The sequence below is a fragment of the Collinsella aerofaciens genome (genome assembly GCF_040910265.1).
Taxonomy (GTDB): Bacteria; Actinomycetota; Coriobacteriia; order Coriobacteriales; family Coriobacteriaceae; genus Collinsella; species Collinsella aerofaciens_BK.
On sequence record NZ_JBDGAW010000004.1, the window covers coordinates 1 to 13,157 of the forward strand.

Genomic DNA, 13,157 nt, shown 5'->3' on the forward strand with positions numbered 1-13,157 from the left:
AAACAAAACAGCAGGTAGAAGGCTTGCGCATTTAGTTAAATGTAGGGCATGGACGGCCGGTCTGGGCTGAGCCCCGTTATCCGGCATGGTTTTGAAATGGCACCGGTTTACTAACATGCAAATATGCTCGTTTAAATGCCTTGTCGCAGCTAATTTCCGATTTCTAACCAGTTGCACAAAACATTTGCTCGCAGTCGCGTCTCGGCGGACTTCATTGCTTCAGTTTTGGCTTTATAGCGAATCCCTAAACGGTCGCAGACGCTTCTGACTATGGTATCTAGCTGCTTTGAATCGTTGAGCATATCGTGAGTCACCAAGAATACATCGAATCCCATGCTCTGCAACGCAGTCATGCGCTCCGCATCGTGGTCAAGTATTGCACCCGAGCCATGAATGACTTCACCTTGGATTTCGATAATTGCACCTTTCATAAGAATCGGATTTACGATCACGATATCGCTGTAGCAGACCTTTTGACCTGCAATGCTTTGCGCCGAAATGGAAAGTGGGGTCAAGTCGTTGGCATAAACGTTCGTGAAGCCCGCACCGCCAAGACGCCGCGGACGGTTTAGAAGCAAGATTCCTGCAACCTCGAGCGGAGACGCGGCAATGCCGATAACCTGCTGAGCGGCATCATAGAACTGCTTTCCCCACATTTGACTTTTGACCTTGTCGGCGAATTGATGCAAGTCACTTAATTCGATGAGTGGCTTTCTCATCCAGAGAGAGGTTCCTTTAAGCTTCGTAACCTTTCTACTATCCTCATGCCGGTCCGTTTGCCCTTCGTTTTCCGAGGCCTTTACGGTTACACGGGCATAAACCCGTTTCCAAGGTGCCTCGTCTTCGCCTTCATCAAGTTCGAATAGATCTTGCGTACTGCTCTGGTGAATCTCTTTTGCCGCCATTTTTAACTGTATTTCGGCAGCAGGGGTCGGATCGAAAACAGAAAACCAGCCGCAAAGTTCGTACATAGCGAGTACGAGATCTATTTGGGACACAAAGCGTGTCATGGTAAATAACGTGTTAAGTGGATTGGTGACGCTAAAACCTACATGAGTATCGATCGTGGTGCCAACATCCGATTCCCCTTCCCAGCGAATAGTGGAGCGTAGACCCGAGTGGTGATTGCAACAACCTGGTGAGGCAACGGCGATGATGGGAGTCTTAAGAACATTGGTTACGAAGGGTGAATGGGCTAGAGCTCGCCAGCCGTCTTCTGGGCTTGGCAATCGCGGGTAGAGATCGCGCACCTGGGGCGGGCAGCGCCAGTAGCGGAACGCGGTGTTTGCACAAATGATCTCGTCCATGTTGGTCTCCCCTAGTGTCGGGCGTGAGCTATGCGGCTCGCGAGTCCGATTATCTAGGTGCGCTTCATGCGGGTAAGTACCGGAAGCTGACCAAATACTGACCAAAAGCTTGACGGGTTTTGCTAAATAGTTGAAGTGTGCAGTAAAACCGCAGGTGTTTGCTCAGAGCTTGAGGGTCCCTGTCTCCATAATTCCTCGCTAATGGAGTGAATAATTCAACGAATGAACGTAATCATTTTGGGGAAAACGTTCGATGACGTCAGCAGGGTGGATATGCGTTAAAAGTTGGATGTAGCCAACGAGTCGTTGCGAATGGTCACGAATTTAAAATCGAAGGCAAAAAGTTCTTGGAAAACCGGGCGCGGCTATGTTAGTATCTCTTTTGCCGAAAGGCGACGGGCGATTGGCTCAGGGGTAGAGCATATCCTTCACACGGATGGGGTCACAAGTTCGAATCTTGTATCGCCCACCATCTAAAGATCAGGTCAGAGGTTTAGAATCTTTGACCTTTTTTATTTTTGAAACCAAGAGTGATTCTAAAAATAAATTTGTGCTATCAGAATCGCTATTCTTGGCAAGAGTATATGCAAGGTTGCCAGACGAGGTCTTCGATGCTGCAGTGTAAGGTTTTTGCGAGTGCCAATGCCGAGGATACCGAGTTCTCATAGTGTCCAGTTCATCACTCCGCCCGCTGTCCTAGATAAACTCCCCAGTCTTTAGGTCAACGAAGTCCGCAAGCTTTATCTTTCCGGAGAAGCCGCTCCCCTTGTACTTTCCCGCATAGGTTTTAGAGTCGTACTTGAACGAAATGTTATAAAGCTTTCCGGTCTTTGTCTTCCTGATCAACCCGTTTTCCAACATGCAGCTCAGTACCCTCTTATGGCTTTCTTTATCGTTGCCGTTTAAGTAAAAGCAACAGACACCTTGTTTCGAGCCCGCCGCGATGAGCGTTTCGGGGTTCGAGTATTTGGCCTCTACGACGACGCCATCAAGAACTGCCGTTCCGACAATGTCGTCCATGAGGACGGTTTGAATGGAGAGAAGAAGAACATCCATTTGCCGCATTGGACGGGATCTATGTCGTGGATTCGTTCCTTATTGATAAACCAAATCCATGAGAACGATTTGACCCTGGCAATCGAGCCGGATTCGTTAAGAAGCGTTTTTTCGACGGACGGCGTTAATTCCTCGTTGTTGCCTGTGTTATTTGAGCTTGCCATTTCATTTATCCAAACATTCGCCCTTAATAAAGCCCCTCATCAGCAGCCTCGAGCGCTTGTATCGCTGCGCGTTTTAGCTCATTGAGACTTTCGTAGCCGCTTTCCGACAGCGGGATTATTCGCACGTTGAATGAGTCACCGTACTTGTAATCGGCATACACATCGCAATTGCCCCTACCGAGAAACTGTATTGCCGCTCGATCAATCGCTTTCGCGCTTTGGCCTACGTAGTACAGATCTTTGGCTGCATTATGAACAATGAAGATGCCAGTAATTTCGCCTTGCTGTGTCAGGGCCTTTCGCTGAGCCATAAACTCTTCGGCGCTTGCGACGATTTGAGGATCATCTTCTAGGAGCGATTGGCGTAGCCCCAGTAGTTTCTCTTGTTGTCTTGATGCAGCAATAACAAGAAAGAGCCCGTCCACAAAAAAGAACAAGCCAAGGAGTAAGAAAGTAAAAGAAAGAGAGCCATATATGTTGGCACTCGATGACAGAGCGGAAAAGAAACTGACAATTGCCAATACAAGCCCAGTAACGCTGATGACTTTTCCGATCGGGATGAGCCTTCTTGGAGGGGCCGATGCGACGGTTTTGATTTGATAGTAGTTCCTCATGGTATGAATCCAGTGATATAGGCAATTGGATCCAAATGATGCTTTATAAACGGCAGTATTTGAATTGCAATTATCATATCGCTCTGGCAGATGGGGTGTAAGGCCCAACATCGGTAATGGATCGAGAGACAGTCGAGCTGAACAAAATAGTGCCGTCGCAGCGATGGCTGATACGGCACCAATCTCTAAGAAATTGATTTAGTGGAAGGCTAAAGACTTCTGCAATAGCTGCTTCACCTCTCCCTTGGTCTAGCTTTAACGGGGCCTTAGCAGCGATATGTGGTAGCCAGGAGCGCTGTTCCTAGAATGAAGAGCGTTAAGGGCGCGACGATCCAGTTGCTGTCGCCGGTCTTGGGGAGTGTCGCAGTGGTTGCGGTTGCGGTCTTGGGCCTGGAGGTCTTGGTCACCGTAGTCTTGGTCGTTGTGTTTGTCTTGGGCAACGTAGCCGTTAAGCTCCAGGTGGTCGGCTTCGGTCTAGACCCAGCCGAGGCCCGACGCACTGAGAGCCTGGCCCCGGCTGCCATGCAGGGAAAAGAAGGGACGCTTTGTGGCCTCCACACAGCGTCCCTTCTTCAAATTATTGTGTGAATATGATTTGAGCATACGGCAGAGCCTGAATCCACTATGCTCCAACTAGGCTACAAATCATAATTCTGCAACGTAGAATACTTGATAAGCGATTGATAGCGCGGATGTCCCGATCGAACAGCCCGCTTGTAAAGCTTGATATATTTTTCAAATCCCTTTTGAACTGCGAATTCATTTCCGCGGAGAGCTTCATATTCGTTCTGGCGCAAGTGTGGACGCACCTGTTGATCTATATAGTCTGGCCTGTCTACAACAACGGCTTTCGAATAATCAATCCCGCATTTGTTTTCGGCATCGGTAAAGAATGCGTGCCCATGGCGAATATGCGAGCGAAAAGGTATGGCCCACGTATGTCCCTCGATTTCGACCAAAAAGACGATGTAAGGACGATTTTGCTTTTGTTCCATCTCTTTAAACGGCGGGTTTGGATGATCTTGGTAAAAGGAGTTTGTCAAAAAGACGATTTTAGAATTCATGCAGACCCTCCGAAAAAGAAAATGCCTCCAACCCAAAGAGATTGAAGGCATCTTCTCAGTGGGCTTTCTTTTGATTCCGTTGGTCGCGCCCTACGACCAAAATCTTCTCAGTGGGCTTTCTTTTGATTCCGTTGGTCGCGCCCTACGACCAATTTCTGATTTAAGTATACCCAAGCAACGGAGGAAATGATTGGGATTTCAAAATATGAAGGATTAAATTAGGCCTGAATTAGGCCGCTCAATCTTGACCGTACATATCTAGAAATCCAGATTCACCTAGACAATTAACTTGTATTCACGCCCAATCTTGCTTATCACAAACAGAAGTATCCATACAAGCCCCCATTGACCTTAGCTTTCGCTAACAAGCAGCACGGCATCAACTCAGTGTTGCCTCGTCGTCGGCGTCGAGCCCTTCAGACTTCTTGGCGATATCAGCCAGACCCGGATTCATCTTTTCGCAAGCGCCATCCACGATCTTCTTCAAGCTTTCAAAGAAAGAGAAGGCTTTGCGATCCTGTTTAAGTTCAGTCACGGGCTCGAGGGAAATCGTCGTAGGTTCGTCGATTCCAGCGAAAAGGGCCGAGTACAACTTCCCTACGTTCAGCTTCGGGTCTTCGACATCAATGGAAAAGCCGTCAACACCCTCGATCGCGATCTTCCCATCCTTCAGCCAGACCTTATATGCCTTCTGAGCCATAGCGTTTGAGTCGTTTCCTAACAACTTCAGCACCTCCTTCAACGGTCTTGGCCACAAGGTCGAGTACCTTGTAGTCGTCGCATTCGTATTCCAAAGCCCCACTCTTCACGTCAATTTCCCCATCTTGGCCGCGCGCGAGCACAATGACGTTATCGACGTCGAGGTTTACGACAAAGAGCGGGTTGTGCGTGATCATCAGTATCTGCCGGTTGGCGCTCATCCTCTTAAAGGCACCGAGGACGTGTTCCTTAATCGCTACTTGCGAGATTTGATCCTCCGGCTGGTCGATAATGTAGACCCCTGATTTAGTGTCCTCCTCCGCCAATAGATCGAAGTACAGGGTCCCGTACAGGCCAGGCGACGGTTCAGCGTCGATGCCTATGGACTTGTTGGTGATTTTCCTTCTCTCGGTTACACGGTCAACCACCGCATGAAGCTTGTTGCGAATCTGATCGTAGCATGTCGCCATGGAAGGTTTTTCACCTGTTACCGCTGCAGCTATTTCCTCCGTAGTCAGCTCAGTTTCGGACTGTATGCCATTCAGCAGAAGCGATAGCTTAGGCTTGTTGAACACCTCCCCAAAGACCTCATTGCAGTAGCTTATGTCGGTACTACCAGAAGTGAGTTCGGAGACAAATATGAATTTCCCCATAGGATTGGGAACCCTAATGTCAACAGGAACGGCATACTCGAGCTTCCTGTTGCATCGCTTTGCGGCAAGCAACACAGCGTTGGCAATTTTCCCAGAGACATCGTCAAGAGTCGCCGAATAATCATCGATAGTTTTCTGCTCGTCAGTCTTCTTCTTTGAAAGAACCCTGCGCTCCTCGCTCGCAGCGCCCTTGACTGCTCGGGTCTTCACGTCGTCGCGTTCGTAGACTAGCCTATGCTTCTAGACAAGCTTGAGAAGCCTGTCCATCGCCTTAATTGCATCGGCATGGGCCTCGGCAGCCTCAATCCCCATCTCTTTGAAAAGTTTCGAGTGATCCGCTCTGGCGTTGACAAGGTCGCTCCTGCAGGAGAGCAACCTAGAGCCTAGGCTTTCTATGTCCTTAAAAGAGATAGTCTTCGAATATTGGGAGATGGTAAGCTTCTCGGATTTTGGCAGGTCTCGCAAAACCACCTCATGCTTGTCAAGTCGACGGCGCGTATCGTTGAAGCGCGCTTTCGACTCTAAGGCGACAACACACTCGTCGAAGAAGCGCTTAAGCGAATCCTTGATAGAGTCGACATCAACATGGGATTGAAAATACTTACCGAAATAATCGTTTTGCCCCTGCCCCGAATGCAGCTCTTCAAGGGTCTTGCGGACGCTGTCCTGGTCGTCGAACTTGAACTCGGCTGCAATGGGGAGAATTGTGTCGACGCTTATGCCCTCCTTCGCGCAATAGGCTTCGTACCCGTCGGCCAACTTGTGTCCATCTACATGCCGGCAATTGGTCAAACGATGAATCATCATCGACTTGCCGATGGAGTTGTCTCCGATGATTGCATTGATTCCAGGCGAAAACGGTATGTCGAAGTTTTTGCCGTTGACTGAGAGCTTCAACGAATCGAGCTTCGAAGAGCTGGCGCTGAAGAACGAGCAGTCGCCGACCTTGATTCTCGAAGGATCGGTGACCGCCATGAGCAAGCCTTCGAAGGTCGGCAGGCATTTCAGGCTGGAGAACGAAATCTCACCGCCTTCTCTCCCTGGATAGGTCGCCCAATCATGGCAATCGCTCCCGACAACAAACGGAACGGCATCTTTGGGATAGGTCTCGATGAGCCTCTTGATGTCGAGTTCTCGCCGCTTGTTGCGAATTTCGACCGCGTCGACAAACTCGGTCATAATTACTTCGCTGGCGCAATTCGCGCCGAGACTGCTCACGTCCCGCTTCGCTTCCTGGCCGGCCGATTTTTCGTGCCCGATGAGGACGGCGTTGAGGCCGATGTCCCTCAGGACCTTGGCGAAACCGTCTTCGGTGAAAGCGCCATTATTGAGATCGTCGTAGCGCGGTTTCCCGTTCTCATCACAGACGACCTCGGCGATGCCGTCAATCAGATCGGGGTGCCGGTCATCGAAGATGGCAACGATATGGACGACGGTCGGCTTCTTGCCATCGGCGCGAATGGACACGCTGAACTCAATACCAGGAAGCACTTTGTTTAGGCAGCCATCCCCCTCCCTCTCCTTCAAAGCGAAGTAAAGGTCTTTGTCAAAGCAATCGTGGTCAGTGATTGCGCACATGTTGATGCCATGAGCCTCCAAACCGCGAAGCAGCACGTTAACATGGTCTTTGTCGCAATCGGAAAGTTCCTTCTTGCCTTTGTCCTTTGTGACGACACTTGCAGCAGAATGGATATGGAGATCGATTTTGGTCGGCTTCGTGACTATGCGTTCCAATTGCACCTCCTATGCTGTCCGGGCGATTTGCCTATCGCCCAACATTGATATTACATGGCCGATTGTCCATCTTGGACGATAGGCCGGTTATATGAACCTCTCATGCAAAACTCCTTCGTCCCTATGATAATCCCATCCCTCGATGCGGATAAGATACTAATCGGCCTTTAGCCTCATTGTTGACAAGCTCGTTGACACCGGCTTCCGCCTTTGATGTCAACTTCATTCGACGGCTCCCTCAATGGTCTCCAAGCAAGTGCGAATGCCACCCATGCGGTTCCATGCGTCCCAGAATCTCACAGTACCTAAAAGTGCAAATTAGCGCCGGTCCGGAAGAAAGGTTTTGGGGTGATCATATTTTGAAGAAAGGTACTCTGCTTCATTCCCAGCGCGAAAACGCATATGGCTAGTACGTCAGATGTTGCATGCGCGAAAAGGGCAACGCTCCCTATCCGGAAGTGTTGCCCTCAAAGCTTCAACAGAGTTCTTGTATTGCAGCTAAGTGCGTTGCGCCGCCTCAGCAGCGATATGCGGCGGCTAGAAGCGTTGTTCCAAGCAAGAAAAACGTAAAGGAGGCGACGATCCAGTTGTTGTCGCCGGTCTTGGGGAGCGCCGCAGTTGTTGCGGTGGCAGCCTTGGGCTTGGCCGTCTTGGCAACTGTGGTCTTGGTCACTGTCGTTGTTGTCTTGGTTGGCGCGGCAGCGGGCTTCGGCGCGGGATTTGCCGAGGGCCCCGTGGCGGGCTCACCGGCAGCGGGGTTAGCATCGGTGGGAGACTTTTCCGCGCTATCGCCAGTCACCTCGCCCCTGTCGGTTTCCCCCGCCGGCGGCGTGGCCACATCGGGCTCAACCACCACGTGCGTTGCCACGGTCCCGGCAGCATCCACCACGCCACCAGCACCAAATGCCCCGCCGTCAGGCGTCACAAACCGCGTGGACACAAGCGACCCGCCCGTGCACGCAACGCCGCCATCGGCACCGGTCGCATCGAGCCACGAGGCATCGACGGAAAGCCGGCAGCCGGCCGCGCCCTCGCCATCGCCAAGACCTGCGTCCTGCAGATACACACCATAAGTGCGCACGCCCGCCCCGGACCCGGCGCCCGCGGCGACGACGCGCCCGCCGCCGCGCACGGCCATGTCGCCGGCGATAACACCGGCAACAACCTCGTCAGTAACATCGGCCCCGTCCGCCCGGGCATCGACGGTGCAGCCGTCCACCACGAGCGCCTGCGACACGTGGATCCCGCACTGCGAGCCCGTCGCCGTCAGGGCCCCGGTGCCGCGAAGCGTCAGGCTGCCCCACACCTCCATGCCGCACAGCGTGATGTCCGCATTGGGCGCATGCGACTCCGTCACTGAGTTCTGCCCGGCAAGCGTCAGCACCAGGTCGCCGTCGGCGCCGATGGCCTCGCCCGCGTAGCCGTTGAGCTCCAGGTGGTCGGCATCGGTCCAGGCCCAGCCGAGGCCCGACACGCCCGGCTCGTAGTACGTCGCGCCCGCGATGATGAGGCTCTCCGCGCCCGCGGCATAAGAAGGCCCGCCCAGCAAAACGCATAGGCAGGCCATGGTGACAATCGCAATGAAATGACGGCTGGTGTGGGACTCGGCAGCAAACATACCCGCTCCGATCTTCGCAGGAGCCAATAGAATGTGCACCAGAAAATGCCCTGGTAGCAGCAGTTATTAGTTTAGCGAGATCAAGCCGAAAACAAACAAAATGCCCCTTAGCAGTGCCAAGAATTAGGTGTAAATCGTTTTGTCAGTCGGTGAAAGGAAGGGCTATCTTATGCAAACCGGTCGTCACTGAGATTTCTGATCATATTAAAGATGCCAATGAATACCTTGCTAATAGCAAGGTAACGCATTTCACCATCAGCTAAGAGCACGCAACGCTCTTTCCGATTCAATCATTTTACGAACGATGAATTTCATCTTCTCGTTCCTGGAAATAATTATTTCCAGGCAGTCTTTGAGCTCGTTGTCGTTTTGAACAACGATGAGATTATTATTCTCTGAGATTCTAATTGTCTCGGTATAGAAATCCCTGGTTTGACAGAAGATGTCCTCATCTAAGACCAGCTCGATTGGATAGACAGCACCTAATCTCATCGTCATCACTCTAAACTTATACTGCGTTGTGAAAATATCAAAAGCATAATCGGACGGCGAATAGGAGTCGTTTGCATCAGTAAGGTCCAAGGCAGTTTCTTCCACCTTTTCTTTTATTGGACCCTTGAGTTGAAACTTTATTTCTTGAGGCGTCCACATGTTGGAGGATATTTTGGTGGTAAAAGCAAGTTTGATAAAACGAGCATCAATCAAATCACGAGACGCAGACTTAACATCTGCGCACTGCTTCTGCATGATCGATTCGACATTCTCAGCAGAATTGTTCAAGGGCTGATCAATAATGTTCGCCCAGAAATTTTCGTTACTTACCATGACAATTCCCCATCTCCATAGTTACCAATAGTGGCAAATGGTCGCTGTACCTTGAACACGGCTGTGAATTAACAATTAGTTTAGTATCACCAATTTGACGAAGATAGCGGCAATCGGTAACACAGTCCGCTAACTGCCAATCTACAACGATTTGATCGAGGGAATGCCAATAATAGGTACAATCGCCCGAACCCCAATAATATGAACCCTGATTAGAATTGGATTCAGATAGGAATTCTAGAGTGAGATTATACATTACTGGATATGATGACCCATAGCTATCTCTAAATTTCAGCCTCTTTGCAACCTCTTTGAAAAAGGTCGAATTTAAGGAATCGAGTTTTACCATTTCAGGGTCAAATGGATTGCAATTGAAATCACCTATCAACATATTGAAGCTACCGGGGTACGTGGTCTTCGTAGTATTTAGTTCGCTAACGAGTTTTCTAATTATCCTTTCGCGACGATCGCCATGAGGATCGTTACGCTTGTCTGGCAGATGGACAATTGAGGTGTTCACGGGAACACCGTCAAGCATCAATGTGCATGTCAGATTATTTATTACTGTAGAGGCATGCTGTGAACAAATTGAAGACTTGACGAGCAGCTTCGTTTTCGCACTATCATCTATTGCCTGCACGGGTCGATATTGCCCATCAAGCAGTTCGATTAATCTCTGGAAGTCCACTTGATCAACTTCAGCGAAAGCCGCTAGATCCACGTCATTTTGTTGAAGAGCCAGATGAATGAGATTCGCTAGGCAGTTGCGTTTTAAATTCCAAAAGAATAGTTTCAAAACTTTACCTGACAGCCCTCATAATTTACTCAGTTCATATAATATACCCCTGAGTTAAGGATCATCTTCGACTGTAAGTATTAAATTTCATCATTATGGTCTTATGAAGATTGCCTCCTTTAGAAAAAAGCGAGGGTGTATCGGCTTTAGCCGATACACCCCTTCCTCAACTCAGTATTCTTTTGAAGATGGTGCCCGTCCAGCCCAGACGACCTTTCCCCTAGTCCCGCTTAAACAGATGCCTCGTGTACACCTTGTCCGCAACGTCAGCGAGATCGTCACCCCAGCGGTTGGCCATGATCACGTCGCAACCGGTTTTGAAAGCCTTCAGGTCGTGAGTCACCTCGAACCCGAAGAACTCCTGCGCGTCAAGAGTGGGCTTGTAGGCCACCATGGGAACGCACTTGGCCTTCATGCGCTTCATGACTAACCGGATGGAACTCGAGCAGAAGTTGTCGGAGTTGGACGTCATCGTCAGGCGGCACACGCCCACGACCGGCTTCTCGGTTTGCCCTCGTACACGCGTTCCCAGACCATCTGCAGCGACTCGTCGGCCACGAAGTCCTTGCGTGAGTCCTAGGCCCTTTCAGCACCACCAATATTGCGAAACAGCACCGCCATCCACCCGGTCGAATATTGCCGTTCGGCACCGCCATTATACGCCCTCCCGCGCATCCCCGATACGCTCGGTCTGTCATGCATTCCGGAGAAAGAGGAGGTTCCACATGGGGAGAAGGATTAGTGCCAGGGAGGACCTGAGGCTGAGGTCGGTGAACGGGCTGTCGCAGAACGCGATCGCCTGCACCGCCGAGTCTCGTGGCAGAGCGTCCGGGACGCAGGCGAGGCCACGAGGGAGCATAGCATCTTCTGGGAGGACGTCGAGGGGATGTCCGAGAAAGCGGCCTAAGCGCTGTCGTTCCCAACAGGGACGATGCCGGGACAGTCCATGCCGACCCTTCTGGGGCCCGCGTCCGCGGTGAGTTCGTGAGCACCGACGTAACGCTCAAGCTCCTGCATGCGGAGGACGCGGAAGGGTGCGCTATTTGGCCCGCCCGTTTGCGTAGGCCGCCTGTGCCAGGAGGGTGAGGTCGTGCTACGTCTGGCAGCCCGGCCCCGAGGAGTTCTGGCGGGAGAGCCGGGAGCGGCCGTGCTCCGAGTAAGAGCCCGTCGCAAGAACGGGGGGCATTCGGCTGCTCGTGGATGATGAGAGGCTGTTCTACAAGCTGGACAACGAGTTCAGGTCGATATTGTTTGAGCTGATAAAACCGAGGCACGGCATCGACCGTCTTCTGTACACAGCACAAGAAAAATAGACTGGCATCCAAGGCTTGGCGGCGTGGGCCACGCGGACTCCATCATGGACAGGATCTTGCACAACCCTGTCTAGTTCGACATGGCAGAGGCCGACATGCAACAGCGCCGCAAGGCGGACCGCCAGCAATACAACGACACCGGGGCGTTTGCCAGCCCCGGTGCCCACGCGTAATAACGGTAGTGCTGCTTCGTGATGTTCGGCAGTGCTCAAACGAGCAAATGCTCAAGTAAACAGCGGTGCTGCTCACAAAAGCTAATGCTACTCGCACAAATTAACGCTCAGCATCTCAACTCGCTCCATTTTGAGAAACACAAATCTTGATAAAATTCTGTCCAAAATCCGTGACTCTATAACTCCAGCGCCGAAAATCAAATCTTTTGCCATCCTCGAGCTCAATTTTCGCCATCAAATCGCGAATTGCCTCGCTGGATTCATATGCCTCGAACGCTGGCTTATCGGCTTCGGAGTAATAATCAAACCGCTTAAGGATTCCCAGCCGATCAAGATTCCCGAGGTACACCAAAGACTGCTCAGGAAGCTCGCAGACATTCAAGCAACACTCGTTATAGCCTGAAACAATAGTCTTCCATTCGCTAGGCACGATATCGTTAGTACGAACGATACGTAAATCAATAAGAGGAATAGAAATCGGGCTGTCAGTCCCTAAGCCAGCTAACGATCCCAAGAGCTTAGCCTCGTCAGGGCTAATTTCTTTGAGTATCTGAACAAAGCTAGGGTGAACATATTCAGCTACACGATCGTCCATAGAGGAAAGTAATAGATTAGCGTACATCTCTCGTATTAGCGTACATCTCTCGTAAATCCTCGCTGTCATAACAATATGAAAGTTGCTGAATTGCAGGCACGGCAATATGGGCAGGAGGCTCAGTGAGATGGTCCTCGGGAATCTCATCAACACGAGATCCCATAGCATCTATGGTGCGCGCGATGCTCTCTTCCCTGTTCACTACCCATCGATCCTAAGATGAAAGCCAAATGGCTACCGTTCTAGGTAACAAACTGAGCATATTTCCAACCGGCTTAGCGGAGGGATGCACAAGATCGTCATAAGCCTTTTCAAGTACCGGAGTCTCGGAAAGTTCTTTTACCGTGTGTATATCCACACCGACCTCCTTATTCTCTGACGCGGAGCGCGTATTTAAACTAAGTCTTATCGTACAACCCGTTCTCGCTAGGCACCCAGCTTTAGAAGTGAATCGAATTAGAAAAGCTTTGAAGATCAAGCCCTCCGGGTGGGCGTTCGGGTGGAAGGGATAGATCCAGCTGAGAAGAGCGAACCCCTTCGGGCGGC

14 protein-coding genes and 1 tRNA gene are annotated in these 13,157 nt (G+C 50.9%); 2 read left to right on the forward strand and 13 right to left on the reverse strand.

Annotation, left to right across the window (positions count from 1 at the left end):
• Positions 1 to 149: 149 nt before the first annotated feature.
• Positions 150 to 1,307, reverse strand: a complete 1,158-nt coding sequence (locus AB5Z14_RS02900; protein ID WP_368130195.1) for a putative endonuclease domain-containing protein — start codon at positions 1,305 to 1,307, stop codon at positions 150 to 152.
• 397 nt (positions 1,308 to 1,704) lie between these two features.
• On the opposite strand from AB5Z14_RS02900, the gene AB5Z14_RS02905 reads away from it, so the two are divergent.
• Positions 1,705 to 1,779, forward strand: a tRNA-Val gene (locus tag AB5Z14_RS02905).
• A 224-nt stretch (positions 1,780 to 2,003) separates the two neighbouring features.
• On the opposite strand, the gene AB5Z14_RS02910 is transcribed toward AB5Z14_RS02905, so the two are convergent.
• Both AB5Z14_RS02910 and AB5Z14_RS02915 read right to left on the reverse strand, forming a co-directional pair.
• The gene (locus AB5Z14_RS02910) at positions 2,004 to 2,363 is read right to left on the reverse strand and encodes a hypothetical protein (RefSeq protein ID WP_368130196.1); all 360 of its coding nucleotides are present in this window, start codon (positions 2,361 to 2,363) and stop codon (positions 2,004 to 2,006) included.
• 187 nt (positions 2,364 to 2,550) lie between these two features.
• On the reverse strand, positions 2,551 to 3,141 hold the full coding sequence (locus tag AB5Z14_RS02915) for a hypothetical protein (protein WP_368130197.1): 591 nt from the start codon (positions 3,139 to 3,141) through the stop codon (positions 2,551 to 2,553).
• A 306-nt stretch (positions 3,142 to 3,447) separates the two neighbouring features.
• On the opposite strand from AB5Z14_RS02915, the gene AB5Z14_RS02920 reads away from it, so the two are divergent.
• Positions 3,448 to 3,729 carry a hypothetical protein gene (locus AB5Z14_RS02920; protein WP_368130199.1) on the forward strand — a complete coding sequence of 94 codons (282 nt, stop codon included), beginning with the start codon at positions 3,448 to 3,450 and terminating at the stop codon, positions 3,727 to 3,729.
• A 50-nt stretch (positions 3,730 to 3,779) separates the two neighbouring features.
• Here AB5Z14_RS02920 and tenpIN read toward each other — a convergent pair whose 3' ends face one another.
• From tenpIN to AB5Z14_RS02970, 10 genes are all read right to left on the reverse strand, one after another.
• Positions 3,780 to 4,205, reverse strand: a complete 426-nt coding sequence (gene tenpIN / locus AB5Z14_RS02925) for a type III toxin-antitoxin system TenpIN family toxin (protein ID WP_368130200.1) — start codon at positions 4,203 to 4,205, stop codon at positions 3,780 to 3,782.
• 379 nt (positions 4,206 to 4,584) lie between these two features.
• Positions 4,585 to 4,905, reverse strand: a complete 321-nt coding sequence (locus AB5Z14_RS02930; protein WP_368130201.1) for a hypothetical protein — start codon at positions 4,903 to 4,905, stop codon at positions 4,585 to 4,587.
• On the reverse strand, positions 4,886 to 5,767 hold the full coding sequence (locus tag AB5Z14_RS02935; protein WP_368130203.1) for an AAA family ATPase: 882 nt from the start codon (positions 5,765 to 5,767) through the stop codon (positions 4,886 to 4,888). Before AB5Z14_RS02935 ends, AB5Z14_RS02930 begins: the two co-directional genes overlap by 20 nt.
• Before the next feature lie 30 nt (positions 5,768 to 5,797).
• Positions 5,798 to 7,291: a PHP domain-containing protein gene (locus AB5Z14_RS02940; protein ID WP_368130204.1), complete on the reverse strand. Its 1,494-nt coding sequence runs from the start codon at positions 7,289 to 7,291 to the stop codon at positions 5,798 to 5,800.
• 517 nt (positions 7,292 to 7,808) lie between these two features.
• Positions 7,809 to 8,909: a hypothetical protein gene (locus AB5Z14_RS02945; RefSeq protein WP_368130205.1), complete on the reverse strand. Its 1,101-nt coding sequence runs from the start codon at positions 8,907 to 8,909 to the stop codon at positions 7,809 to 7,811.
• A gap of 255 nt (positions 8,910 to 9,164) precedes the next feature.
• A complete protein-coding gene (locus tag AB5Z14_RS02950; RefSeq protein ID WP_368130207.1) occupies positions 9,165 to 9,734 on the reverse strand; it encodes a hypothetical protein in 570 nt (189 codons plus the stop codon).
• Complete coding sequence (locus AB5Z14_RS02955; RefSeq protein ID WP_368130209.1) at positions 9,724 to 10,530, reverse strand: endonuclease/exonuclease/phosphatase family protein; 807 nt, start codon at positions 10,528 to 10,530, stop codon at positions 9,724 to 9,726. The genes AB5Z14_RS02950 and AB5Z14_RS02955 overlap by 11 nt, the downstream gene beginning before the upstream one ends.
• Positions 10,531 to 10,750: 220 nt before the next feature.
• A complete protein-coding gene (locus AB5Z14_RS02960; RefSeq protein WP_368130210.1) occupies positions 10,751 to 11,023 on the reverse strand; it encodes a UDP-glucose 6-dehydrogenase family protein in 273 nt (90 codons plus the stop codon).
• A gap of 1,108 nt (positions 11,024 to 12,131) precedes the next feature.
• The gene (locus AB5Z14_RS02965; protein ID WP_368130212.1) at positions 12,132 to 12,638 is read right to left on the reverse strand and encodes a DUF4393 domain-containing protein; all 507 of its coding nucleotides are present in this window, start codon (positions 12,636 to 12,638) and stop codon (positions 12,132 to 12,134) included.
• Entirely contained in the window at positions 12,628 to 12,813 is a 186-nt protein-coding gene (locus AB5Z14_RS02970; protein WP_497496121.1) for an Abi-alpha family protein, read from the reverse strand. Before AB5Z14_RS02970 ends, AB5Z14_RS02965 begins: the two co-directional genes overlap by 11 nt.
• Between the last annotated feature and the right edge of the window lie 344 nt (positions 12,814 to 13,157).